The following is a 25,140-nucleotide window of genomic DNA, read 5'->3' on the forward strand; positions in this document are numbered from 1 at the left end:
AGGACCCTCATGCCCGCAATCAAACTTTGGATGTCGCCAGGAGCGTGCTCCTTGGCACCGCATATCCTGCTTCATGAGCTGGGTGTCTCATTTCAGACGGTGATCGCGTCGACGTCCGACGGCGGGACGCTCTCCGAGGAGTTTACCCGTCTTAATCCGAAGCAACGCGTACCGGTTCTGGCACTCGATGATGAGGTCATCACAGAGCTTCCGGCAATCTGCACGGCGATCTCCAGCCTTGCTCCAGATCGTCATCTGATGGGCGCAACGCCGCTTGAAACCGTGCGCGTTTACGAATGGATGAACTGGCTTTCCGGGACGCTGCATGGCCAGGGTTTCGGTGGGCTATGGCGTCCTCATCGCTTCTCAGACGATCCAGACGCCTTCGAGAGCATCATCACCAAAGCCAGAATAACTATCGAGGAATGCTACGGCATGATCGAAGGTAAGCTTGGCGGCCCTTACGCAGCGGGCTTGGCATTCACGGCTGTCGATCCCTTTTTGCTCGTTTTCTACCGTTGGGGCAATCGGATCGGTGTCGCGATGAAGGATCGCTATCCTTCGTACTCAGCCTTCGCCGAAAATCTTATGCAGCGACCATCCGTTGCGGCGGCCTTCGCTGCCGAGAAGATTTACATCGACCGGTGAGCCTACGCCCTCCGATTGACCCGAAAGAGGAACACCTCATGACTGCATTAAACCTAGACAAGATCGCCCGGGACGTGAAATCTGCGCAGGACTACGTCGCCGAACTGCAACCCGTCACCGAGGGACATCCGGACTTCGACCTCCCAGCAGCCTACGATGTTGCTGGGCGACTCCATCATCGCCGCATCGCGGAGGGAGCCCGAGTGGCGGGACGTAAAATTGGCTTCACCAATCCAGACATGTGGACATTGTTTGGCGTATCCGAACCGGTCTGGGGATATGTCTACGATCACACGCTGACAGAATGCCCTGAAGCGGTGATGCGCTTTGATCTCAAGAAACTTTGCCAGCCGCGCATTGAGCCCGAGATTATTCTTCATTTCCGGGAGGCGCCAGCGGTGGGTGCGAGAGAACCTGAAATCCTGCGCTGCATCGACTGGATCGCCCACGGTATCGAGATCGTCCAGTCGCATTTCCCCGACTGGAAGTTCAAAGCATCAGACACCGTTGCCGATAACGGTCTCCACGGCGCATTGATAATTGGTCCGCATATCGACGTTGACCAACTCGGTGACAATCTTCCCTCGGACCTTGAAACCTTTTCGCTCGAACTCTCCTGTGACGGAGAAGTCAAAGAAAAAGGCTATGGGCGAAACGTGCTGGGCAGCCCGCTAACAGCCGTCGCGCATCTTCTCAAGCTTCTGCATTCGCAGGGCGACGTGGCGCCGATCAAGGCCGGAGAAGTCATTACGACCGGGACGATCACTAAAGCTTACCCGATCAAGCCCGGCGAAAGGTGGTCGACCAGGCTTGACGGCATTGCGCTGAGCGGATTTGAGCTGACTTTCGCCTGAGCCTGCGAACGAGCGGTCGATTGGCGGAAGGGCTCTACATGATTGCTTCTGCCGCAAGGTAGAGCCCAAGCATCAGGAGGCCCACGAAGAAGACCTTCCGAAATGTCTGGACGCTCATCTTTGACCTGAGCCACTGTCCCAGAAACATGCCTGCGATTGCCGGGAAGAGGGCCAGCAAAGATCCGCCGATTAGAGCAACCGAGGATGCCTGCTGTCCCGGTCCACCGAGCAGAGCGATGGCAAGAGCAATCGTTGAGACTGTGAAAGACAGGCCGAGCGCCTGTATCAGGTCCTCCTTCTCAAGGTTAAGAGCCTGAAGGTACGGCACCGCCGGGATGACGAAGACGCCGGCGGCGCCGGTAACAAGACCTGTTAGCAGGCCGACGGCAGGCGACATCCATCTTTCATTCGCCCGACTAACCCGAAATCTGAACTGCGCAAGACCGAGAACTGCGTAGATGATCAGCGCGATCCCTAGCGCCGGCAACGCCAGTCCGTTAGCGCCGCTCGTCAACATGCTGCCTGTTGCGATTGTACCGGCCGCGACACCTATCATCATTGCCCATAAGCGACTGAGCAGCGCATGGAAAGAAGGGCCTGCAAGCAATTGCCAGATGTTGGTGACGAACGAGGGGATGATGAGGATCGCGGCAGCCTGGGCGGGTACCATGACCACCGACAGGAGGCCCATGGCGACGGTCGGCAGGCCCATGCCGACGACGCCTTTTACAAAGCCTGCCATGATGAACACCAGCCCAACGATGGCCCATGTCTTTGGGGATGAGAGAAGCGCCTCGTTGGCCTCCATTAGCATGACGGCGATTGTGTCAATCATGGAGGAGCATGTCCTCTATCGAGTTCTCTATGTCGTCATGAACCACTGTGCCGGCAGCATTCAGTTGCTCGTGTCTGGCAGAGGGAAGTAAGGTGCAGAGGCTCCCTTGGGTCAGCGAGTGAGCGGCGATGCTAGCCGCGAGGCCCAGCGCAGCAATCTCCAGCGTCAAGAATTTATGGCCACGCGGCTGAATCTCGTTTGTCTTCATTGTTGTTCTCCTTCCTGAAACTTGACCTTTTCAGGGGCGCTCGACAATCTGGGATTCGCTTGGTCAGCCTTCGTTCTGGCCGAAGGCTAGGAGGTGGCATGCGATACGATCTTGTCGATCTGAGACTGTTCTTGCACATCGCGGAGACCGGCAGCATCACATCCGCTGCGGCGCTGTCCGGTTTGGCTCTCGCGTCTGCGAGCGCGCGCGTCAAGGGCATGGAAGAGACGCTTGGTACTCGTTTGCTGGAGCGTCAGCGGCGAGGTGTAAAGCTGACTGCCGCTGGCGACACCCTAGTGCATCACGCCCGCACAATCCAAAACCAGATCGCGATCATGGCGGGCGAACTAGGCGCCCATGCCGCCGGACTTCGCGCACGCGTTAAACTCGTGGCAAATACGGGTGCCGCCACAGGCCCGTTACAAGAGCTCCTTTCAGATTTCCTCGCCCATCATCATGTTATCGATGTCGAGCTTGAGGAACGACCCAGCCACATCGTGGTCGAAATGGTTGCGTCCGGAGCGGCCGATCTCGGGATTGCCGCATCGTGGGCCGGCTTCTCCAATCTAGATCAGAGAATATTCTGCACGGACCAACTTGCAGTGATTACAGCGCGCAATGCCGAGCGCTTCGCCGGGCTACGATCGTTACGGCTTGACCAGGTGCTCGATGAACCCTTTGTCGGCTTGTCTGCGGGCAATGCCCTTCAGGAGCATCTCATTCGCCAATCAGCCCGTCTGGGGAGGCATCTCAAATTTCGTATTCGGGTGGCGACCCCGGAAGTGGTGTGCCGTTTTGTAGCTGACGGTATTGGCGTGGCCATTATCCCGGAGGCGGTCGTTCGCACCGTTTCTTTCAGAAACAGGCTCCATTCGATCCCGCTGGCAGATGACTGGGCGCTTCGGGATTTACACCTGTGCGCACGTGATTTCGCGAACCTGACACCACAAGCAAGCCTGCTATCGAAATGGCTTTTACCGGACGAGCATTCTCCGGGTGATCTGCAGCGTCGATCTGGCATGTATACCGACTAGGCAATTCAACCGCGTCGTGTGCTTCGCTACGCTCTCCGCAAGAGGAGGTGTGCATGCAACCGAACTTGACGATTGACTCCATCATCGCGCGGCCGGTGGTGACTCCGTTGGCGCGACCAATTCGTACCGCCGTCGGAACTGTTGAGAGCGCGCCGCTAGTCCTGATCGACGTTCGGACCAAGGAAGGTGTCATCGGATCGGCATACATCTTCGCTTATACCGGGGCGGCTTTGGGCGGGTTAACCCGCCTTGTCCGTGATGTTGGCGAGGAGCTCGCAGGACGAGTCGCCGCGCCGCGCGACCTGATGTGCTTTTTCGATCGCCGCTTCCGCCTGCTCGGCTGGCAGGGACTGGTCGCTATGGCGGTTTCCGGAATCGACATGGCGGTCTGGGATGCGCTCGGCAAAGCCGCGGGTATTCCGGTCGCCGCGCTTCTGGGAGCCTCCCCTCGCCAAGTTCAAGCCTATGATAGCTACGGGGTTATCGATCCAAGGCGGGATCTCCAGCTCGTTACCACATCGGTGGAAAGGGGATTTACCGCGATAAAGATCAAACTCGGAGACGGCGATCTCGAAACTGACGTTGAAGCAGTGCGGTTGGTCAGAGAGGCAATCGGCTCCAGCGTGCGGCTGATGGTGGATTATAACCAAGCTCTCGACCGGGTCGAAGCGGTTCGTCGCATCCGGGCCTTGCAATCATATGACCTATATTGGGTTGAGGAACCCGTAAAGGCAGAAGACCACCTCGGACACGCGGCTGTCCGTCGGGCAGTCGCCACGCCGATCCAGACGGGAGAAAACTGGTGGTTCCCGGCGGATATGGCAGCATCAATCGGCAGCGCAGCGTCGGATTTCGCGATGCCAGACCTCATGAAGATCGGGGGTGTGACGGGTTGGATCGATGCTGCGGCAATGGCATCCTCAGCCGGAATGCCGATCTCAAGTCATATCTTCATGGAAGCTAGCGCTCACGTTATGGCTGCGAGCCCCACGGCCCATTACATCGAACATCTCGATCTCGCGTCCGCAGTCCTCTCGGAGCCAATGCATCCCAAGGGCGGCACAATTCAAGCAACCGGAAATGGCCTGGGTTTGTGCTGGGATGAAGACGCTGTCCTACGTTACTCGGCTGTTTAGGGCGCAGTTTCGTGCCAGACAACGTCCATCTCGATCGCACTCTGATTTCTGCGGAAGACTCGCAATAGGCCGTGGTGCAGACTCGCACGCGAGTTTCTCTGAAATGACGCGGGTGGACAAGGGTAGTACTGTGGCAGGTTGTGGACGGGCAACACCTACCGCCCTCTGCCGCGTTGTGCTCGTCTAGCGGATCGGTGGATTGTCAGGATGATCGACCCGGTGCCAAGCCGTGCTATCGAACCAGGCCAAGTCTTTGAAGCCGAACGACCACATTATTCCATCCTGTGCTTCCAGCAGATGAGCATCCTGGAGTTCTGGAATCAACCCGCTGCGATAACGTTCAATGCGCCCGGAAGCGAAGTCATATACGAACAGGCCAGTGTTTGAAGCGAGGTATAGGCTACCGCCAAACAGTTCTACACTGGTGAAATTTTGCTCGTCATTGACTGTAGATAGCTCCTCGAAGCCCTCGCGAGCGTTTCCCATGAGCAGCGTACCGTTTTGACCCGCTAAGTATACCTGCGCGTGAGAAACCACCTTGATGGACGACAAGGGCTCTTCGGTTGGCAACGGGAGCTGAGTCCATGTTCGACCGTTCCAGTGCCAAGCCTCGTCGCCTATGGCGTATATATCCGCATCGCTGCTGCCATGGATATCCACCAAATCCACAGCATCGTTCTCATCGAGCCATCGCGTTAAGGCATCTGCATCATCAGCCGGCGGCCCTGACATCGGTGACTGCCGCATCAAACCGGCAAAATCCATCCACTGGCCAGAGGCAAGATCAAGCCCGTCATATTCGAACCTCCAAACTTGACGCGATTGCCCGCAGACATAAAGATCGTCGCCGATCACCCGAATACGGTTGACGTAGCCCAAACCCGTCGCACCGACGCCGAATACTCCAGCCTGCGAAATCTGGAATGTGTGATCTGGCTTTCCTCTCGCGCCATACAACCTTACCTGCCCCTCACGAGACAGAACACACCTCAGGTCGCGCGATTTCCAGTAAGCGAGTGCAACGGCAGTCCACCCTTCATAGACGCGCGCCCACCAGGGGTTTTGAACACCTGAGTCAGGCTCGTAGCGAGAGACAACACTGGCCTCCACATCCGTTTCGCGCAACGCGTCTGCGCTTTCTATGAAAAATGGCTGCTTTCCCTCTATTAGAGCGGCATAATTAATGGTCTTCTCAACACCGGACTGTCGGCTCACAATCTATCTCCGACTTACCCTAACCTCTTTGGTCGAGTATCACGTATATCGGCCAGTTACTCCGCTTGACGGCTTCCCACTCACGGCAGGTTCTCTCTAGAGCTTAGCACGTCCGTTGCCTACTTTGAACGGTGTATACTCACTAGTGAGTTTGCGCTCTGCGCGGAAAAGCTAAGTTATTTCGTCGTTACAAACTAGGCCCCGGAGTGGTGGTAGAATTGAACCAGACAGTGTTTCTTAAAATTCCTACGACCGTGACGCGCCCTGTCGCGTTAATATGCTTTCGGGTGGCTGTCGCTTTTTTCTCGCTATGCGCTTGGGAATCTACGGCTGAAGCTGGCAGTACCAACTTGGATATCCCTCCGACGGTTGGATACTTCTCATATGATCCTGGCCGAGGCGAAGACCGGATAGCTATTGGCTTCGGCCCCATGTCGGTGGACGGAAGTATTCCGGGTGAATGGTTCATGCTGGGAAAGGCGCCGTCTGGTGCACGGCCCACAACCCTTCGTTGGGCTAATACGAAAACCTGCTCGACGGCAAGCGATCTGACGGCATCACTGCGGAGTTTCCTAATGCCGCAAGCCACACTCCCCTCAGAGGGTGTGGGAGAGCGGCGCCCCGGCGATCCAGTCTATATCCTCGAGACACAGGCCGAATTTGCTGGTGGCGGTAGAGGTGAAATTCGCCTGACCTCAGGTGAGGGCACGCAATTGGCGTCATGGATTAAGAGCGCATTTGCGAGCCTTGAGAATTGCTGGACAGATAAAGAGCCTCTGGACGAGATCGGCGGCCAGTAGGAGCGTAGCTCAGATCGTAGGTGAACCTATCGAGTTTGCACTACTCGCTCCTAGCTTTGCGTCCGTCAAGTTTTGGCAACTCCCAACCTAACATCAGACCTTGGGCAGCTTTCACTCGATGCGGCGAGAGCAGCTTTGGATAGCTTCGAGCTCGGATCGACTGCTGACGGGAGGAACCGCATCGCTGCGTCCCGCACCGTAGGCTTTCCTATCTGATCGGAGAATTGTCCGGGTGATCGATACGGACCCAAGCGTATCCATCAAACCGCGCTATATCCTTCAGACCGAACGACCATAGCACACCGTCTCTCGCTTCGAGGGAATGGGCATCCTGCAACTCAGGGGCCAACCGGGTTCGACACCGCACAATCGTCCTGGTCTTTAAATCATACACATGCAACCCAGCAGGGGAAGCCAGATAGAGCTTCCCTTCAAACCACTCGATGCTGGTGAAGTTTTCTTCGGTGGTGACCGAAGTCGCGGTAGAGAAACCGTCTATTGCATTGCCAACCAGAAGCCCGCCCCGGCCGGCCACGAACACCATGTCGGGCGATACCATCTTAATCGCATTCAACGGCAAGTCATTTGGTAGGCAAATTTGTTGCCAGGACCGACCTTCCCAATGCCATGCCTCGTCACCCACAACATAGATGTCTGCATCGCCGGTGCCGTCCACATCTACAAAGTCGACTGCATTATGTTCATCAAGCCACTGATCTAGCAGCTCTGCATCGATCGGCAATTCTGCAGGCGGGGACTGTCGGATAGCGCCCGCTAAGTCGGTCCATTTGCATGAGGTAAGATGTGGGCCGTTGAAGTCGGAGCGCCAAAGCTGGCGAGATTGACCGCACACGTAGAGTTGTCCTCCGATTGCTCGGATCCGATTGACATACCCTAAACCCTTAGCGGATTTCCCAAACACTCCGGCTTCAGGAATCTGGAATGTAGCGTCAGGCTCTCCACCAGGACCATAGATATTAACTTCTCCCTCTCGCGATAAAACACAACGAAGATCACGTAGTGGATCGTAACACACTGATACGACGGTCCAGTCGTAATCGTTCCATACCCACTCCAGTTGTTGCACCGAACTGTTCACACCTACCTTAATGCGAAACACAAAGGTTAGATCAGCGTCCGCTACGCGTCGATCATCTGATCTGCTGGCCAGCAATATCTCCTCAGAGCATAGGGCGCAGCCAGACCGTATCGTCTTTTCCCTCATTGCGGTCTCGCTTTCTGATGACATTGTTATTCCTCGCTCGTCAGAGGCGGGAAGACCTTATGCGCCTGTTCCTTGTTTTCGTTCGTGCATCACCGCCAGAATGGTTTCCGCGCTTCTTTCTTGGCCTGTTCTTTGCTGATGCCGATATCACGAAGCTGGTCAGCATCGAGCTCCTTGAGCTGACTGCGCTGACCGTGACGATCCGGCCAATTACAAAACACCGCCCGCAGTCCCCTGAACAGAATACTACGCGAAGCGTCTGGTTGATCGATTGATCTCGGACATGGCTGCTTCATAACGTCACGAGCTTCCAGGCAGCAAATATATAAAAAACGCCTAGGAGTCCGTCGATCCAGCGCCGTGCCTTGCCATAGGTGGACACCATCCGAGCCGTGGAAAACAACAGTGCCACCGCTACATAATAGATCAGCGCGAAGAGCATTGCTCCTGCGAGGATGACCGGAGCGACCCAGTTCGGCGCTCCCGGTTTCAGACCCATTGATATCACCGCAATCCAGGCAAACATGCCCTTGGGGTTTGTCATGTGTATCCCATAGCCCCGCACAAAACTGGACCAGGGAGAAGCGGCAACGCCCCAACTATTTGCCGTCAAAAGCTTTGCTGAGCTTGCTGATCGAAGCGCCTTAAACGCTAGAAAGAGCAGATAACCACCGCCGCCGATGCGGACAACAGATAGCGCATTTGAATAAGTCGACAGGATGTAGGAGAGCCCAACAGCAGCGATTAGACCCCATGTGAACGAGCCGCAAACCACGCCTAGTGCCACCATGACACCAGTCTTCCGTCCACTCGACATAGCTGCGCCCATCGTGGACAAAAGCGCCGGACCTGGGCTGAGGGCGCCCAGCACAAACGTGCCATAGGCGACAAAAACGTCCGACCAGTAGTCATGAAAATTTGCCGTCACCGCTGGCCCCCGGCAGGCTGCGTCTTGATCCAACTCAGTACCTCGCCAGCGTTAGCGGACGGAGGGAAAACCGGGTAGAAGACTTTGATAACGCGCGCTTGCTGGCATACCAGTGTGATCCGGCGAAAAACTGGTCGCCCACCCGCTTCGACCGGTAGCAGTGGAATGTTGAGCGCACGCTGAAGTTCAAAGTGTTCATCGCTAAGCAGATCGTACGGCAATTCCAAGCGTGCGATTTCTCCCGCCAGATAATCAGGGGACTGCGTTGCGACCCCGAGCACTGTTGCCTGATGGTGCAGCAAGTCACCATGCAGATCGCGAAAGCCGCAAGCTTGAGGTGAGCACCCGCGCGCACCGGGTATGCTGTCCCACTCTGGCGGTAAACCTGAATCGTCCGCACCTGACATTGGGTACAGATAAAAGATCGTAAGGTTTCTCAGCTCTCCGAGATTGAGGATAGAGCCTCTGCCACTTCGAAGCTCGATTTGAGGTAACAAGGCGCCCACCAGATGTTCACAGGCGCCATCGTCTACCGGGACAGGCCAAGCAGCTTCGTCGTTCTCCCCCACAGGATTCTCCTTGTGCCGATACTCATAACAGCATATCAATGAGCACACTTTTACTCGACTAAAATAGTGTCACGGCACACTTTAGGAGACGAATTTGCTCCTCAAATCCGCTTGGAAAGCTCGACTAGGAGAAGGCGCTTCGCCCTCTGAGAGACTTGCAGCTGCTATGGCGGCCGACATCCTTGACGGAAAAATCGAGACGGGCGGAAGGCTGCCTGCGCACCGTGACTTGGCTTTTCAACTTGGTATCGGTGTTGGGGCCGTCACCCGCGCCTATGCAGTGTTGGAGCGCCGTGGCCTCGTCCGGTCGGTGAAAGGACGCGGAACTTTCGTTGCGGCCGTGCGGGGGCGTGGAGCTTCTGTCATCGATCTTGGGCAGAATACGCCGCCTGCGATGCTGAGCGAGCGCGTGTTGGGACAAACTCTGCGACGGTTGTCCCATCGCATTGATCCATCGATGCTCACAGCCTATCCACCGCCCGCCGGCCACGACGAACACCGGCGACTGATGGCTGCGTGGTTCGCTGACCTGGGCGTTACGGCTGAGGCCGAAAGACTTATTCTGTGCAATGGGGCTCAACAAGCACTGTCGCTGGTCTTCAGGCTCCTCGCGAAAGATACGATGATCGTGACGGAGGCGTTTACCTATCCAGGGGCGATCGCGCTCATGAATGATAACGATTATCGGTCGGTAGGCATATGGCTCGACCGCGATGGCATGCTGCCCGACGAACTAGAGAAAGTGCTGTGCGTCAAGCAGGGACCAAAGCCCAAGGTGGTCTATGTGACGCCAACCATGCATAATCCTACGACTGCAACGATGACGCTTGCGCGCAGAGAAGAAATAGTTGCTGTTTGCCGGCGTTATGATGCGTGGATCGTCGAAGACGACGTCTACGCTTTGTCTGCAGCGAATGATGTTCCCGCTCTCGTCAATCTAGCGCCGGAGCGCACCTTCTACATCAACGGCCTGTCGAAGACCCTGAGTCCGGGGCTTCGCTTAGGCGCTCTGCTGGTCCCGAGACCCTTTATAGTGAAGGCTGAAGCTACAATCCGTGCTTCCGGCTTGTTTGCATCGCCCCTTTCGTGCGCGGTGATGGGCGAATGGCTGGCGAGCGGGATCGCCCACTCGATGCGTGCCAGCGTGCGCGAAGAAGCGAAGCGCCGCCGGTCGCTCGCCTTGTCAATGCTTGGCGATGCAGTTGAAACTCCACTTCACGACGGGTTCCACTTATGGATTCCGATGAGCCGGCCATCTGCGGACCAAATTGCAACCGCTGCAGCAGCCCTTGGGGTCAATGTCACGTCGCCCGATAGCGTTACGGTTGATGCAGGGAATAACGCATCTGGCATTCGTCTTTGTCTGGGAGGCCCTTCGCTCGTAGATTTGAGCACTGGTCTGATCGGTATTGCTGGCTTACTTGGCCGTTTGAGATACTCGACGCCGCACATCCATCCAGTCGCCTGAGGCCTTACTACAGCCAGCGCGGGTCGCTCATGAATTCACGGCGACGACGGTCCCCTGCGCTACGGCGCATAAAGTTTCTACTCCCTGACAAATTACGAAAACGTCGCACTGGCAGACTGATTGCCGCTTACCGGCGTGCAGTGCTCTCGCACGTGCAACGAGTGCAGATCCCTGGGCGGGGCGGAGGTAATTAATCTTGAATTCCGATGTTACCGCGTCGCCGCCAAGCGCGATCCCGCCTGCAAATGTGACAGCGTTGTCTGCCATGTAGCTCAGAACACCGCCGTGTACGAAACCGTGCTGCTGTTTAAGAGTCTCGCCGATGGATAAGTAGATCTCTACGCCATCTGAACCGCATGAATGCAGCTCTGCCCCAATGAACGCTGTAAACGGCTGGTTACTAAATATCTCGCGAGCGTATGCCAAAATATTGTCAGGCTTAGATCCCACGCTCATGTTCGCTCACATTCCCTATCCCGGCAGGCGCCCCTACAGGTAGCCCTTCTTTCGCCAATGGTTGATCGCAAAGGCGTCCTTTGAAATTCTCTCACCAGCAAGCAGTCTCTCGTTTGCTCGCAAAAGGTTCTTTTTCGCCAATCGGAAGATTGCGATCGCGCGCTCAAGTTGAGCGCGGCCTAGCCAAGCCACCTGGACAGGTGCGGTCTCCAAAGTTGGATCTTCGAGGAATCTGACCTCCACAAACTCTGTGCCATCGGCCGCAAGCGCAAGTTCATAAAAGAACTGATGACTGCCGTCTGTCTCAACCGTAACATGCAGCAGCGCGGGCAGCCCATGTTGCGCATCCGGTTGCCGAAATCTGCATAAGGTATCTTCCAACCAGAGGCCGTCGCGGTCACTGCTATCAAAATCATCGTATGGCTCGACAACCGCAAGGGCGAGCAACGCTTTCAGATCAGCAGGGGCTATTGCATCGCTTAGACACCTCCGTGATGCTGCAAAACGCCGTACGGCGGACCATCCTGTCTCGAGTAAGCCACGCACCTCCATTGGCGCATTGGCTTTTAGATGTCGCCAAGAGTTGTTCGGAGAGCAGTGCCGCCACCTAACCCGTAATTGCGGATAGGTCAGTTCCTTACGAATTTCGTTCCATTTCAGCTTTAATCTGTCGAACAGAGGAAGCGACGAATTGCAGGTTTCTACGAGCACCGCGTAACTGTCCTGGCGTTCGAAATATAGCGAGCCTACCGGTGTGCGACTGTTGGCACTGCACCGCACAACGCGGAACAAGTCCGCATCCGTCCGATACTCAACAGTGCCAAGCCATTCATCCGGGCCGCCGGGAAGCAAAAACTTCGGTGACAAAGCCAGGAGAATGTTCGCCTCATTAAGTGCTTGGTCGGCAAACATCGCCGACATTGCGATGTCGTCTTCGTACAAGGGAGCAGGAACGATTACACTTTTCCCTTCAGCAAGTGCGTCGAGCATCTCGTCGCGCGAAAGAGAGCCATCGTACGGATTGATAAATTCTCGCTTTATAAACTGTGCCAAAGCGTCCTGATCGCCGAGGCGCCAGCCGTCCCCGCCTGGTGTCTCGTCCAGAATGCATCGATCGAAGTGGCGGTCTCCCCTAATGCGAACTCGATATGCTTCCGTTGTGATGGCCATGCCCGCAAATGCGCTGCCGTTCACTACAATGTCACCGTGGTTATAATCTCCCCAGAAAAGCTGACCTACCGTGAAATTGCCGTCTATGTAGATTTGTTGTCCTCCGACGATCGCGTTTTGGCAAACAACATTACCGGTCACGATTAGTCCGGAAGCTCCGTCGCTGTGCGGATTGGAAATCGTAGCCGATACTCTCAAATCGCCACGGACGAATATCAGGAAAATCACCTCCCCATTTCCGAGAGGGTTCTCTAGATCAAGGGTCTCCAGTGCGAGGGACTGATCGTAGAACAATACGACCTCATCGTTAAGCTCGCCCTTATTTCCCTTGTTGCGTTCAACTGCCCAGCAGTCCGGAGGGAGCAGATCCTCGATCTCGCGGAAAGGAACTCTGAACGCGTCAAATTCGTGTAGGTAACGACCAGTCTCTGAGTGAAGCGCCATTCAAATGTTCCTCAAACATGAAACCACACTTGCTTCAATTTCACACCGAGAATTTCCTCCAGTTTCTCGATGATCTGCGGGGCAAGAAACGTCTCCGGGCTGGATATCGCCAATGAATATCGAGCAAGGCCAGACGGTGGTTCGTAAATTAGCTCATTCAAATTCGTCGACGCCTGACAACATGGCGTAACTATCCGCAAGTCCTGAAAGCCTTTGGCGTAAGCAGCCTCCATTGCTACTCCCCACCAGGCCCCGGCGTCGGCGCGACAGGATGAGCAATACACGCCCTCCCAATTTCCCCCGGAGTCGACGAGTTGCACGCGCTCAAAGAAGCGGCCTGAAATATTTGGATGACTTCGGGAAAGGAGCTCAACAGCCAACTCGGACTGCCGCCGAGTTGGTTGCCAGTTAGGATCAGAGGCGGCTATCAGCCTCAGCTCTGTATCGCTCATGGTGTAATCCGTTCACTGACGATAGAGTTCGTCTGCTTGGAAACTGGACGCCTTTTCTTCCTCAAGGCTACGACCATGCCTGCTGTCACTAAGCTGGCTCCCACTATTGCGGTCGGGCTAGGTCGTTCCCCGAGAAACAGAAGGCCGCCCGTCAACGTCAGGCAGGGCACTGCCGCAGTGAACGTGGATACCTTTTCTGGACCGAGCAGGGATGTGGCACGAGTGTAGATGAAGATCGATCCAGCACCGATAAGGACACCTTGAAACCCGGCTTGCACGACTAAGTCACGCCAGTCTGCGTGAAGAAGCATTTTGTCGGCGAAGAGAAGGTAGACGGGGAGGAAGGCTACTGCAGAGCAGACTGAAACCACCGCGGCTGCTTGGACAGCTGGTATGCCGAGCTTTTTGGCATAGAGACCATATCCCGACCACGAAAATGATGCTGCGATAAGACAGAAGTCACCAAGAAGGATCTCTGCAGTAGTCGCGGCGCTCCCTTCCCACAGGATTCCGACAACACCTACCGCTATCAGCCCGAGGCCAGCACGGCGGCCTGTTGGCGTCCGATGAGCGCCGAACGCTGCAATTAACAAATACGTCGTAAGTGCAAGGGTGCCGTGGATAAGTACCCCTCCATGGCTGGCTGGAGCGAGTGCGAAGCCGGCGTACGCGAGCAACGCGAAACCCAGGCCTCCAAGCGCCGCTAACAGGAGCATCTCTACGGCATGGAACTTTTTGACCTGCCCAATTCGGAGGAAGGGAAGCAACAACATCGCGCCGATGCCGAAGCGCAGCGCGGCAATGTCGGCGAGATGCAGGGAAGTCGACAATCCCGAGCGCGAAACGAGGACGAAGGCAGCGAACAAAAAGACGACTAGTGAAGCGTAGACGATGCCTTTCAGCTGTGACCGCAAGGACGGTTCAGAACTCTTTTCACACTCGGCCATTTGGCGGTCTCCCTCACGGCTCAAGCATATTTCCGGACGGACGGTTTGATACTCACTAATGAGTATACCTACACGGACGACGGCCTACTCCGAGGTCTGTTCGTTTGGCGTTTTTAGATCTAAGCTCAACCGAAACGCCGTGATCGCAAAGTGTTCGCGAAGATAGAACCGCTGCCCGAGCGTGTTGGTCATCGGAGTGTCTAGTAGGATCTTGCCACATCCCGCAGCAGAGGCCGTGACCTTTAGATATTCGATCATCCGGCTGCCAAATCGTTGACTTCGTGCTTCCGCCTCAACGATCAGGTCGTCAACATAGAGATGGGCGCCGTGGACGAGACTCTCTCTCACGTAAAAGCCCGCCAAAGCAACAACTTGGTCTGAGGTCGTGTAAACAGCGAGCTTGTACCCAGATGCTCGCTGTCGCTTCCAACGGTCGACAAATTCGTCTTCTGAGGCCAAGCGAGGGCGAAGTTGCCGCATAAGATCAAAGCAGCGTCGAACCATTTGCTCATCGGCCGCCAGACTTATATCGCGAGATCCGTCATCTGTTTCGGTCATATTCAGATATTCGGTTCGAATCGAAGGCCGATTGCGATACGGTTCCAGTTATTGATAATGCCGATCGCCGCGGTTAGGAAAATCGCCTCCTCCTCGGTGAAGAGCTCAGTCACCCGGTCCCAGCGCTCGTCATGTACACCGCTCTGCCTCAGGTCCGTCATGGCCTCCGCCCAAGCGAGAGCTGCAGTTTCTCGCCGATTGAAAATGCCAGAATCCGGCCACGCAGCCAGCAGGTCCAACTTCGTCTCTGACACGCCTAGACGTCGCGCCTGAGTAAGATGATGTTGTATGCAAAAAGCGCAGCCATTAATTTGCGATACCCTAATATCGACAAGTTCAATCAACTCAGGCTCGACTGTAGACTCTTTTACCGCTTTCCCGATCAACGACAGCCCGGCGTATACCTTCTCAGCGGATGAGGCGAATGTTTTATAGTCTATTCTACTGGAAAGCTTCGTCATTTCGTCCTCGCGTTAAAGCGGCGTGATTTGCCTTGGTTTTAATTATCATCGTAAAACGGCGAAGGGCCGTTTGGTGGCGCTTTGAATGTGAACATCCATCTCGACTTGATATAATTCACGCAAAATACTTGTGGTAATGACGTGTTCTGGCGATCCCTGATCAACAACCTGACCTGACCGCATTGCGATGATCTCATCGCAAAAGCGTGCCGCCATATTGACGTCATGCAGGATTACGACCGTTCCCATTCCGACATCGCGCGACATCCGTCGGATGAGGGAAAGCAGCTCAGACTGGTACTTAATGTCCAATGCCGACGTCGGCTCATCTAGTAAGAGACATTCCGGCTGCTGCGCGAGAAGCATAGCGAGCCACGCACGCTGTTGCTCCCCGCCGGACAAGCTTGCCGTGAGGCGTTCTGCAAGCGGACGCAGTCCGGTCGTGTCGATCGCAGAGCTAACAATCTGCTGGTCCCCTTTGGTGAAACGTCCGAATGGACCGTGCCAAGGATACCGACCCAAGGCGACAAGTTCCTTCACCAACATTTCTGAAGCGCCAACGGTTTGTTGAGGAAGATACGCAAGTCGTCTTGCAAGGTCGCGTGGTTTCCAATTCTGCAAATCTTGACCTCGGAAAAGAATTCGTCCGGTTCCAAAGGTCTGTTGTCGTGCAAGGATTTTCATAAGGGTGGATTTGCCGGATCCGTTCTGCCCTATAATACCGGTCACATGGCCATGCTTTATAGAAAGTGAGACAGAATTCAGCAGACGAATGCCCGTGCCGGCCGCGTGATAGCTGACGTCGGAGAGCTGAAACAAGGGAGCAGGGAAACTTCCGTCCATCATTCCGCATCCGATGCTATCGAAGTTTCCGGCACGCCATGCTTCCAATAGTTGACCACAGAGAAATCGCTCCGGTTCAAGGAAGGAAGCTGTCGGAGGTAGTTCCGGATCGGGCGCGCCACACCAGCCTCCACTCCGACCCAGATGAAAGGTCGCCGAGTCGCAAGCCAGGAATGACTTTGGATCGTGTCGAGAAGTGCATGTTTCTGCGACTTGATTGTCCAGAGCACATCCAGCTCAGCAGCAGACTGAAAATCCAATTTATCTTCCATGCTATCGATCTGAATGATCGCAACAGCATGGGCGCTGGAAGGGAGTACTTCGACTGCCTGCCCGATGCCGGGAATAGCCGTTTGATCGCCGAGGAAGAGGAACCATGAGTGTTGGCCAAGGATAGCAGGCGAACGCTCCCATATGCCGACCCTATCACCTTTGCACGCCCGTGCGGCCCAACGTGAGGCGATACCCTCGTCGCCGTGCAGGACGAAGTCGACATCGATTTCACCCGCTTCAGGTCGATGGTTCCTGACAGTGTAGGTTCGAGTGGTGCAATTGTGAGCGGTTAGGCGGCCATTTGACGTCAGCTTCGGCCAGACCGGCTCCATATCGACGGGTGGGATCAAGAGCTTGACATGCGGCGCGATCGCACCCGGAGGTAGGCTGAAGTCTCGAAGCTCGGGTCCGCACAGCGTGACGCGCTGCATTGTCGGCGTAATACGCCGGGCCTCCCTGACCTGCGCGATGCGAATCCCGTGGGTCATTTGCTCATCAACCACATAAGATATGGGCCGCCGATGAAGGTTGCGAGCATACCGGCGGGTACCTGGTATGGGAAAAGGACGTTCCGACCAACGAAATCAGCGAGCGTGAAGATGGCAGCGCCAACAACTGCCGCACCCAATATTTGTTGTGCTGGTTTCCTAAGCCCCATCAAGCGAGAAATGTGCGGTGCCATCAGTCCAACAAAGCTCAGCGGACCTACAAGGAGCGTTGATGCAGAGGTTAGCGAGGCTGCAAGTAGTATGATTATCAGCCGGCTTCTTTGAAGGCTAACGCCAAGTTCCCGTGCCACTACATCACCAAGTGGTGCAATGGTAAGCCATCGCTCGAGGAAAAGCGTTGTCGGTATCAACAATCCAGCGATAAGTAGCGCTGCTTTCGCCTCCTCCATTGTCACATAATAAGTGGAGCCTGCCATCCACCCAAGCAGCGTTTGCGTTCGGGGATCTCCGCTGGCAATCGCAAGCGAGCTCGCTGCACCTAACAATGTTCCTAATGCTATACCGGTGAGGATCATACGTTGCGGTGTGTATTCAGTCCGTCTGCCGAGTGAGAGAAGAATGGTGAGAACAAGCGTCGCTCCTGCCATGGCGGGACCGAACCGCCAGAGGATGCCCTCGTTCGCGTCGAACAGAAATAAGGCGACGATAACACCGAGACTTGCACCAGACGAGATACCAAGCACCTCAGGGCTTGCCATGACGTTACCGGTCAGCCGTTGCATGAGCACGCCGGCAACCGCAAGCATGGCTCCTGCGGCAAACGCCGAAGCGATTCTCGGGAAGCGCCATTCGAGAAGCGACTGGGCGTCGGTTCCAATGGCTAAATTCCACCCCGAACCGCTCTGGCCAAGCAGGAGGGATATCATCAAGAGGATCAAGAGTGATCCTGCTATCCAACCCAATGGAGCGCGGGAGCCGACGGTCATAGTCCGAAGTCTCTGTTCCGAGAACTGCCGCGGAACCCCTGCTCGGAGTGTACGGCGGGCCACAAGCCAGAGCAGCAGTGGAGAACCCAGAACTGCCGTGGCGACTCCAGTCGGAATCTCGTGGAACGATGCCCCCGCGATCTGCACAAACTGATCTGTCAGGAACAGGAGAAAAGCCCCGGCTAATGCGCTCGCCAGCAGCCTCGGACGGATTCGCCGGACACCAACCATCCGGGCTACCGATGGAGCTGCAAGGCCGACGAAGCCAAGCACACCCACGGAAGACACGACCGCCGCACTCACGAAAATTGCGAGCCCCACCAGCATCAGCCGTGCCGTTCCTGTCGATACGCCCAGACTGCGGGCCTGCTCGTCTCCCATTCCCAGGATCTCGAGCTGACGCGCAAATACGAGGGCAAGGATCACCGCTCCCACGGTTCTCGGGAGAAGATAGCAGACGGCACTCCAATCGTTCTGGTTCAGGGTTCCCGTAGACCAAATGAAGACATTCGATAGACGCTCATAATAAAAGAAGCTGACGACTGACGAAAACGCTCCACAATAGAGGCTAACGATCAGACCTGCCAAGATAATTGCCACAGGCTCTAGTCGTTGTCGCCACGACAGAGCAAAAACGAGGGCAGTGGCAACCGTGGAGCCGGCGACTGCAACCCATTCCGCGCCATAATCCAATAGGAAAGGCAACCAAAGAGTGGCGACGACGAGCGCAGTGGAAGCACCGGCAGAAACACCCAGAGTGGTTGGCTCAGCTAGCTGATTGCGTAAAACGTGCTGCAACACGCATCCTGCAAGCCCCAGACTGGCGCCTGAGAGAATGGCAACAGAAGCGCGCGGAAGGAGGCTGTAGAAGAATACAAGTTGCCGCACGTCTTCGACGTCCGGCCCTCCAAGGGCTTGCAGCCAAAACCCAAATGGCAATTCAGCCTGAAGGGTGTAGAAAAGCAGGCATAAAGGTGAGGCAGCACAAATGCCCAGCAAGAACCGAATGGAATTCGAGGTGTTGCGCGCGAAGACGGCTGGTTGATCACTCATCTTGCCCCACGTTCAGAAGGGCAGCTACCAGCAAATCCGAGAATCGAGCCGCGGTGGGCAGGCCGCCGTACACGTCGAAGGGCTTGATCGGTGACAGCCGGTTGCGCTTAACGAAGCCGAGATGGTTCCAAATAGGACTTTGTCCAAGACGTTTTAGCGCATGGCCAGCTTCACCCTCATAGTCGATGTAAACCAGCACTGCATCGGTAACCGCTGTGAGTCCTTCGACGCCGATATTTGCCTGGCCGTACAATCCTGTGGCACCGCTCCATGCATTGTTTAAGCCGAGCTGCGCCAGAACATCATCGATGATGCTGTTTTTTCCGAAAACCGTGACGTTGCGGCCGTTATCACTTAGCTGACATACAAAGACGGGCCGGTTGTGTAAGTCGGCGAGACGTTGTCTGTTCATCAGAATGGACCGTTCGACGTGCCGAACGTATTCTCTAGCAACAGCGGATCGTCCCAGTACTGCCGCGAGCCGCTCGAGTTCAGAAGCGGCATGGCTGTATGTGCGACCATCTCCTCGATAAATCCGCATGGTGAATGTGGGTGCGATCCGGCGTAACAGCGGCTCGACGCGGTTCATGTTGAAATGGGTGACGTTCAGATCGGGCGATATCTGTTGCAATAACTCGAGATTCGGCTCCACAGGGACACCGATCTCAATTACCGTCGACGGAAGGGTGATGCCTAACCGCTCGTAGGAACTGATGGCACCAGCGGCGACAGGCGTCACGCCGATAGCTAACAGGCTATGAGCGGCAACCTTGTCTAGGGCGACGACGCGGGGCGGAGGTGCCGCATGAGCTAATCCAAAGAACGGCAATGCAAGCAAACCACCGACGCAACCGCGTCGTGATAAGAAGGCTGGCGAAGCTTTGAAAGCTTCGTTGTCTCGCCCGTCTGCCAACGATCTTACCACCGGTAGTTAAGCGTTGCGAAGACGGTTCTCCCTGGCCCATAGAAGCACGTTCGTTCCGACTGGCATCCGGCGACATGCTTCTCATTAAAGAGGTTCGTCGCGTTTACTGCTAACGTGAGACCGTCAAGCTCGGGCTGCAGCTTTCCGAAATCGTAGCGAATGGCTGCATCGACCAATGTCACCGCCGGTATCTTAGATGATACTGTCCCGTAGAGGGGTAGGTCGAGTTCGTTATTGGAAGTCCCGTAGCGGCTGCCGACGTAACGCACACCCGCACCGACGGACAGGCCGGCGAAGGCCCCTTCTGTCACTCTATAGTCACCCCATAATGATGCTTGGTGCGTAGGGGTGTCGGTAGGCGTCTTGCCAACCTCATCTGAGTAATTGCTTTTGGTGATCCGGGCATCAAGGTAGGTGTAGGAACCGATCAGGTCAAAATCATCGGTAACACCGACCTTTGCCTCGAACTCGACTCCACGCACACGGACTTCTCCCGTTTGTGTGTCAAAACTACCGCAACGCGGGTCGTTCCAGCTTCCGCAATCATGTGCGAGGTCTGCGGTAACGACATTTTGCTGATCGAGCTGGAATGCAGATACCGCAAAGAAACCGTTGAAGCCGACCGGCTCATATTTAATACCGGCCTCGAACTGCGCCCCTTCGGTCGGCTTGAAGGGTGAGCCGTCCCAGCCTGTACCCGATACAGGCTCAAATGAAGTCGCATAGCTGACGTAAGGGGTTACTCCATTATCAAAGAGATAATTGACCCCAACCCGACCGGTAAAGGCCGTGTCATCAGTTGTTGTGACCTCCTGCGAAAGCTTATTGGTTGTTCTGCTATCAGCCCAATCGTGCCGTCCGCTCAACGTGAAGCGCCACTTGTCGAGCGACACTTGATCTTGGAGATACACCCCGGTTAGATTCTGCGACTGCTTTTGACCAAAGGTCCACGACGGCGATGTATTCCAAGAGCCATAGACGGGATTATAGACATCAATTGCTGGCTGTGAAATTGACCACAGGGCGGTGTCCATGTTGACCTTGGCATAATCGAGGCCGAACAGCAGGGTGTGCGCCAAGCCGCCCGTGTCAAACTTCGCCTCAAGCTGATTGTCTACGCCGAACACGCCGGTATCGCGATAGCCTGCGCCGCCAAATCTGCGAAGCGTCCGCAAGTCATTGTCGAGGCCCAAGCCGAAGATGTAACCATTGTTGGTGTAATCTACTTTGCTATACTTTAGGTTTTGGCGAAACGTGAATGTCTCATCGAATCGATGCTCGAAATTATATCCAACGGAATAGAAATCACGTTCAAAGCCGTCAAAGCCGGGTTCGCCGACAAATCGATTGCGCGGGATAGCCCCGTTGGGATTGGAATACAAAGTACCGAGCGCAGGCAGGTACTGAGGAACAGTTCCGCCTTTGTCGTGGGAATATTGCCCAAGAATAGTCAGCGTTGTATCGTCGTCCGGCTTCCAGGTGAACGCCGGCGCGATGAACAACCTGTCATCTCCGACGTGGTCGACCTGAGTGTCGCTCAGACGCCCTAGTCCCGTTAAGCGATATAGGAATTCTCCATCCTCATCGATTGGCCCGCTGAAGTCGAAGGCGGTTTGCGCTCTTCCGTAGCTACCCGTCTGGATCTGTACCTCTCGTAGAGGTTCACTGGTTGGTCGCTTGCTGACCAAATTGACGATGCCGCCTGGAGGGTTCTGTCCGAACAGTACCGAGGAAGGACCTCGGAGGACCTCGACACGCTCGAGGCCATACGCTTCAGATCTCGCATCCGTGTAAATGCCTGCGAAAGGTCCACGCAGGCCATCCTGGAAGACTTCTGAACGAAAGCCACGCGACATGATGTAATCCCGGCGCGTGTCCGGACCCTGTTGGTCTGCCGTCACGCCGGGAGTGTATCTTACGGCGCCCTGTACTGTCTGGACGCCCTGCTGTTCCAGCTGCGCGCGCGAAATAACAGAAATTGATTGAGGTGTTTCGAGGATAGGAGTGTCTGTCTTTGTCCCCGTCGCACTTTGTCGCGCAATTAGGCCATCGGCAGGTCCCCACGCGCTCTCGCCCTGTCCTTGGATCACAATTTGCTCTAGAACGGTCGAGCCATCTGGAAGAATGGTGCCTGCAGACGAAGCGGGCTGAGAAATTAGAACCGTGTGCGGGCCGGTGAATCGATAGGTCAGACCCGTCCCTCGAAGGATTTGATCTAAGGCATGCTCGCGTGAAATAGCTCCGCTTGCCCCGGACGTTGTTTTTCCCGACGCGATCGATGCTTCATAGGAAAGCTGTGTGCCGGACTGGCTGCCGAAAAGCGCAAGCGTCTGATTCAGAGGCCCCGCCGGGATGTTGAAGCTCGCTTGCGCATTGGACTGCGCGAAGGCGCGAGAACTTAGCGCGATGGGAGATGTTGCTATGGCTGCCGCTGCCACAGCGGTCGCAATGCCAGCCCTCAAGCCAGCCGCCAGACGTTTATTCGTTCCACATTCACGAGCCATTGCCAAACCACCCCTTAAATAGTTCGGAGGGCTGGCTTGCCGTAAAGCCGGGCAGTCTAGCCCTCTAATTAGCTTTACGAACGGAAACCGAAAATTTTCTCTTTTTTGTCAAGTTTCCTAGACTGGGGAGATGATTGTCATGAATGGACCTACTTCGCGCACCCGTGCACCGAAAGGCCGTACGACTGCCTGCAGCGCGCTCAGCGGATCTTGAAGATCGAAAACGCCGCTCACGACGCGGGACCGCAAGAATGGATCTGCAACCACAACCGTCCCATGTTGCCACCGGGAAATCTTAGCGACCAGAGCGCCAACAGTCTCTTTTTCGGCAACCAGCATGCCCGTACGCCACGCCCCGATCTGGAATTTCTCGCGTGATCCATGGCTTGTGGCACTTGTGGAGGCATCGTAGCTCAACCATTCCCCTGCCGCGATGCGCATTCCTGCGCGGGTGGCATCTCCCGGTGCTCGTGCCTCGACAATTCCGCGGTCAACCGAGACAGAAATGAAACCGGCGTCATTGGAGATATCAAAAGCCGTGCCGAGCGCCGTCGCCACGAAGGAGTCAGTATTAACAGAAAAAGCTCGCCCAGCATCGTGCGCAATTTCGAAAAATGCCATGCCGGCGAGCAGATCAATCTCCCGTTGCGCCGCGGTAAACCGGACTGCGACGGCGGTGTCCGGGCCGAGCGTTATCACACTTCCGTCAGGAAGTTCAAAATTGCGGATTTCCGCGATCGCTGTCATGACGTCTGAGCGGGCGCGCAACAGCGCCTTTGGAATGCTCCAGGAAGCTGTCGCGATTGCTCCAACACCAACTAGGCCACCAAGAACCAGGTTTCGGCGAGACAACACCGGGGATGCGTTCGCTAAGGCGCGTTCTTCAGAAATTATCTTTCCGGTCATGCCGTGGATCGCGGCAACGCGAGCCCATGCTGCTCGATGCTCGGGACTTCGAGAGACCCAGGCTCTAACCATCTCCAGCGAAACCTGGTTGTTCGGGTCGTTCTGCAAACGAATGGCTAAATCCGCAGCCTCGCGAAACAATCTGCGATCTTGAGGCGCTTCGTTCATGTAGCCCTTCTTTAAGTCAGTGGAACCAGCCGGCTCTTCATTTCTGTCCATATACCTATTACGGTTGAGGAGGGTCTATTTTCACTCTGAACTTTGGTTCAACTAAAACCCTTCGATACGGGCGTCGATGTGTTCGTAAGCGTCGCGGATAAGAGCCCAGGTGCGTGAGACTGAGAGGCCGAGTTGTGCAGCCACCTCTGCGATCGTCATCTCATCCATGCGATGGAGCTCAAATGCCTTACGTGTCCGTTCAGGTAGCTCAGCCAGCGCCGCAAGTGTCAGTTCTAGCCTCTGCCGGTCATATGTAGTAGTCTCGGGCAACGGAGCTGGATCCACTAAAGCTGCAAAATCGGGGGCAGGCAGATCGATCCACTTTACAAGCCGTTCACGCCTCTCGTGATCGATGCGAAGGTTCCTCGCGACTTGGAACAAGTATGCGGCTGGGTTGTTTTTTGAAGCGGTAGCTGCCGGCGGCTTCGATAAGACGCGAACGAAGGTGTCTTGTGTGATGTCGTCAGCAGTCTCGGCGTTCAGGCCCCCGCGCCGCAGTGACCGCGTGATGTCCTTAGCGTGATGCCGGAACAGCTTTTGTATGTCCCAGGTCAATTCCCACAACCTCTCTTGCCGCAGCCCACCAAACCTCTTTGCCCGGCTAGCTTTGACCACCACTCCTGGCGCTTCCCAGATAAAATACTTAGGTGAAGTGCTTTTTACCCTGCAAGCACAATGATTTAGAGCAGTTCCAAACGACGGGCTTGTAAGGTAGGTGGATAGCCTTAATCTTGATTTTCCCGGTCGAGTAATCGCGCAATTACAAGCGCTTGAGCTAGTCAGCGTTTTTTTCCGGGGAGTGTCGTTGGGGAAGAGGGCGCCATTTTCTAGATGGAGCGTTGCAAAATAACAACAGGAAATGGTTGCGTAGCTTTGCGCACACAGCCGTTATGATTAACTCCAATCTCACGGATTAGAGCCGGACTATGTCAGTGACGTTCAACTGGCGAGAGATATCATGATAAACGGAGAGCTCTACAATATCTGAGTTTGCGACCTCCGGTTTGCCTCCCAACGACAGCGCATGGGCGAAACCATACATCTGGCTTTTGTCGAGTTTTCCGAACTTACTACATGCTCGCTCAAATAAAGGGCGATCCACGCCATCATAATAGTCGACATCCTCTCGTTTCAAGAATGCCCAGAAGAACTGCATTTTTTTTATTTTCTTCTTCATCGTCAAGATTGTTAGCGTCGTTTCGTAAGTGATGAAAGATTGCACCCGTCAAGGGATCAATTGAGAGGATCCTGCCTTTCCGCCTTTCCCATACAAAGAGTTCTCCGAAAGCACTCCTCGCAATCACACTTAAACCCGTCCTTGCTTCGAACTCGGTACCCGCTATCCAGCGATCAAGAATCGGCTGATACTCTTTCGGATTGACCATCCATAAAAGTCCTTTCGCGAACCCGCTCGCGCCGGTCTTCGCCCAATATCGGAACAATTGATCTGGCAGTCGATCTCGGTAATTGCTGATTACCGTATCGGGGATCGGCATTGAAGAGAACGGATCGCCGAATTTCTTTACGAAATAAGCAAAATTCTCGTCAATCTCATTGGTCATGGCTCCGTTTCC

The 25,140-nt window shown here is 55.4% G+C and carries 27 protein-coding genes; 5 read left to right on the plus strand and 22 right to left on the minus strand.

Translation table 11 applies throughout. The features are described from left to right. The first annotated feature begins 30 nt into the window (after positions 1-30). On the plus strand, positions 31-648 hold the full coding sequence (locus tag IE166_RS19505) for a glutathione S-transferase family protein (RefSeq protein WP_280514895.1): 618 nt from the start codon (positions 31-33) through the stop codon (positions 646-648). A 38-nt stretch (positions 649-686) separates the two neighbouring features. Next, positions 687-1,502, plus strand: a complete 816-nt coding sequence (locus IE166_RS19510) for a 2-keto-4-pentenoate hydratase (protein WP_189507315.1) — start codon at positions 687-689, stop codon at positions 1,500-1,502. A gap of 34 nt (positions 1,503-1,536) precedes the next feature. Here the strand turns inward: IE166_RS19510 and IE166_RS19515 are convergent, their stop codons facing one another. Both IE166_RS19515 and IE166_RS19520 read right to left on the minus strand, forming a co-directional pair. Further along, positions 1,537-2,337, minus strand: a complete 801-nt coding sequence (locus IE166_RS19515) for a sulfite exporter TauE/SafE family protein (RefSeq protein ID WP_189507317.1) — start codon at positions 2,335-2,337, stop codon at positions 1,537-1,539. Continuing rightward, complete coding sequence (locus tag IE166_RS19520; RefSeq protein ID WP_189507319.1) at positions 2,330-2,545, minus strand: hypothetical protein; 216 nt, start codon at positions 2,543-2,545, stop codon at positions 2,330-2,332. The genes IE166_RS19515 and IE166_RS19520 overlap by 8 nt, the downstream gene beginning before the upstream one ends. 98 nt (positions 2,546-2,643) lie before the next feature. On the opposite strand from IE166_RS19520, the gene IE166_RS19525 reads away from it, so the two are divergent. Next, positions 2,644-3,579 (plus strand): LysR substrate-binding domain-containing protein, encoded by a 936-nt coding sequence (locus IE166_RS19525; RefSeq protein ID WP_189507321.1) that lies wholly within the window; start codon positions 2,644-2,646, stop codon positions 3,577-3,579. A gap of 53 nt (positions 3,580-3,632) precedes the next feature. After that, on the plus strand, positions 3,633-4,715 hold the full coding sequence (locus IE166_RS19530) for an enolase C-terminal domain-like protein (protein ID WP_189507323.1): 1,083 nt from the start codon (positions 3,633-3,635) through the stop codon (positions 4,713-4,715). 183 nt (positions 4,716-4,898) lie between these two features. Here the strand turns inward: IE166_RS19530 and IE166_RS19535 are convergent, their stop codons facing one another. From IE166_RS19535 to IE166_RS19555, 5 genes are all read right to left on the minus strand, one after another. Next, entirely contained in the window at positions 4,899-5,930 is a 1,032-nt protein-coding gene (locus IE166_RS19535) for a hypothetical protein (protein WP_189507325.1), read from the minus strand. Positions 5,931-6,938: 1,008 nt separating this feature from the next. Next, on the minus strand, positions 6,939-7,472 hold the full coding sequence (locus tag IE166_RS19540) for a hypothetical protein (protein ID WP_189507327.1): 534 nt from the start codon (positions 7,470-7,472) through the stop codon (positions 6,939-6,941). A 572-nt stretch (positions 7,473-8,044) separates the two neighbouring features. Further along, positions 8,045-8,251, minus strand: coding sequence for a DUF1127 domain-containing protein (locus IE166_RS19545; RefSeq protein ID WP_113491330.1), 207 nt, complete (start codon positions 8,249-8,251; stop codon positions 8,045-8,047). Then, on the minus strand, positions 8,248-8,883 hold the full coding sequence (locus IE166_RS19550; RefSeq protein WP_210313003.1) for a LysE family translocator: 636 nt from the start codon (positions 8,881-8,883) through the stop codon (positions 8,248-8,250). Before IE166_RS19550 ends, IE166_RS19545 begins: the two co-directional genes overlap by 4 nt. Further along, a complete protein-coding gene (locus tag IE166_RS19555) occupies positions 8,880-9,452 on the minus strand; it encodes a redoxin domain-containing protein (protein WP_189507329.1) in 573 nt (190 codons plus the stop codon). Before IE166_RS19555 ends, IE166_RS19550 begins: the two co-directional genes overlap by 4 nt. Before the next feature lie 94 nt (positions 9,453-9,546). On the opposite strand from IE166_RS19555, the gene IE166_RS19560 reads away from it, so the two are divergent. Further along, positions 9,547-10,920: an aminotransferase-like domain-containing protein gene (locus IE166_RS19560; protein ID WP_189507331.1), complete on the plus strand. Its 1,374-nt coding sequence runs from the start codon at positions 9,547-9,549 to the stop codon at positions 10,918-10,920. Between the two features lie 27 nt (positions 10,921-10,947). Here IE166_RS19560 and IE166_RS19565 read toward each other — a convergent pair whose 3' ends face one another. The 15 genes from IE166_RS19565 to IE166_RS19635 form a co-directional block, all read right to left on the minus strand. Further along, positions 10,948-11,376, minus strand: coding sequence for a PaaI family thioesterase (locus tag IE166_RS19565; protein ID WP_189507334.1), 429 nt, complete (start codon positions 11,374-11,376; stop codon positions 10,948-10,950). 33 nt (positions 11,377-11,409) lie between these two features. Further along, positions 11,410-12,990, minus strand: a complete 1,581-nt coding sequence (locus IE166_RS19570; protein WP_189507336.1) for a hypothetical protein — start codon at positions 12,988-12,990, stop codon at positions 11,410-11,412. Between the two features lie 11 nt (positions 12,991-13,001). Next, a complete protein-coding gene (locus IE166_RS19575; RefSeq protein ID WP_189507338.1) occupies positions 13,002-13,442 on the minus strand; it encodes a hypothetical protein in 441 nt (146 codons plus the stop codon). Further along, positions 13,439-14,389 carry a DMT family transporter gene (locus IE166_RS19580; RefSeq protein WP_189507340.1) on the minus strand — a complete coding sequence of 317 codons (951 nt, stop codon included), beginning with the start codon at positions 14,387-14,389 and terminating at the stop codon, positions 13,439-13,441. Before IE166_RS19580 ends, IE166_RS19575 begins: the two co-directional genes overlap by 4 nt. Positions 14,390-14,473: 84 nt before the next feature. Beyond that, entirely contained in the window at positions 14,474-14,947 is a 474-nt protein-coding gene (locus IE166_RS19585; protein ID WP_189507342.1) for a GNAT family N-acetyltransferase, read from the minus strand. 2 nt (positions 14,948-14,949) lie between these two features. Continuing rightward, entirely contained in the window at positions 14,950-15,408 is a 459-nt protein-coding gene (locus IE166_RS19590) for a carboxymuconolactone decarboxylase family protein (protein WP_189507344.1), read from the minus strand. A gap of 45 nt (positions 15,409-15,453) precedes the next feature. Beyond that, positions 15,454-16,254, minus strand: a complete 801-nt coding sequence (locus IE166_RS19595) for an ABC transporter ATP-binding protein (RefSeq protein ID WP_244641612.1) — start codon at positions 16,252-16,254, stop codon at positions 15,454-15,456. Continuing rightward, positions 16,251-17,012: a siderophore-interacting protein gene (locus tag IE166_RS19600; RefSeq protein WP_189507346.1), complete on the minus strand. Its 762-nt coding sequence runs from the start codon at positions 17,010-17,012 to the stop codon at positions 16,251-16,253. The genes IE166_RS19595 and IE166_RS19600 overlap by 4 nt, the downstream gene beginning before the upstream one ends. After that, positions 17,009-19,012, minus strand: a complete 2,004-nt coding sequence (gene fhuB / locus IE166_RS19605; RefSeq protein WP_189507348.1) for a Fe(3+)-hydroxamate ABC transporter permease FhuB — start codon at positions 19,010-19,012, stop codon at positions 17,009-17,011. The genes IE166_RS19600 and fhuB overlap by 4 nt, the downstream gene beginning before the upstream one ends. Further along, a complete protein-coding gene (locus tag IE166_RS19610; RefSeq protein ID WP_189507350.1) occupies positions 19,005-19,925 on the minus strand; it encodes an ABC transporter substrate-binding protein in 921 nt (306 codons plus the stop codon). The genes fhuB and IE166_RS19610 overlap by 8 nt, the downstream gene beginning before the upstream one ends. 5 nt (positions 19,926-19,930) lie before the next feature. Continuing rightward, positions 19,931-22,441 (minus strand): TonB-dependent siderophore receptor, encoded by a 2,511-nt coding sequence (locus tag IE166_RS19615; RefSeq protein WP_244641615.1) that lies wholly within the window; start codon positions 22,439-22,441, stop codon positions 19,931-19,933. Positions 22,442-22,558: 117 nt separating this feature from the next. Beyond that, positions 22,559-23,566 carry a FecR family protein gene (locus tag IE166_RS19620; RefSeq protein WP_244641616.1) on the minus strand — a complete coding sequence of 336 codons (1,008 nt, stop codon included), beginning with the start codon at positions 23,564-23,566 and terminating at the stop codon, positions 22,559-22,561. A gap of 51 nt (positions 23,567-23,617) precedes the next feature. After that, on the minus strand, positions 23,618-24,184 hold the full coding sequence (locus IE166_RS19625) for a sigma-70 family RNA polymerase sigma factor (RefSeq protein WP_308430537.1): 567 nt from the start codon (positions 24,182-24,184) through the stop codon (positions 23,618-23,620). 295 nt (positions 24,185-24,479) lie between these two features. Next, on the minus strand, positions 24,480-24,743 hold the full coding sequence (locus tag IE166_RS20990; RefSeq protein ID WP_385965437.1) for a T6SS immunity protein Tdi1 domain-containing protein: 264 nt from the start codon (positions 24,741-24,743) through the stop codon (positions 24,480-24,482). After that, positions 24,673-25,128 (minus strand): GAD-like domain-containing protein, encoded by a 456-nt coding sequence (locus IE166_RS19635; protein WP_189507354.1) that lies wholly within the window; start codon positions 25,126-25,128, stop codon positions 24,673-24,675. The genes IE166_RS20990 and IE166_RS19635 overlap by 71 nt, the downstream gene beginning before the upstream one ends. Between the last annotated feature and the right edge of the window lie 12 nt (positions 25,129-25,140).

Source organism: Tianweitania populi, assembly GCF_014652875.1.
GTDB lineage: Bacteria > Pseudomonadota > Alphaproteobacteria > Rhizobiales > Rhizobiaceae > Tianweitania > Tianweitania populi.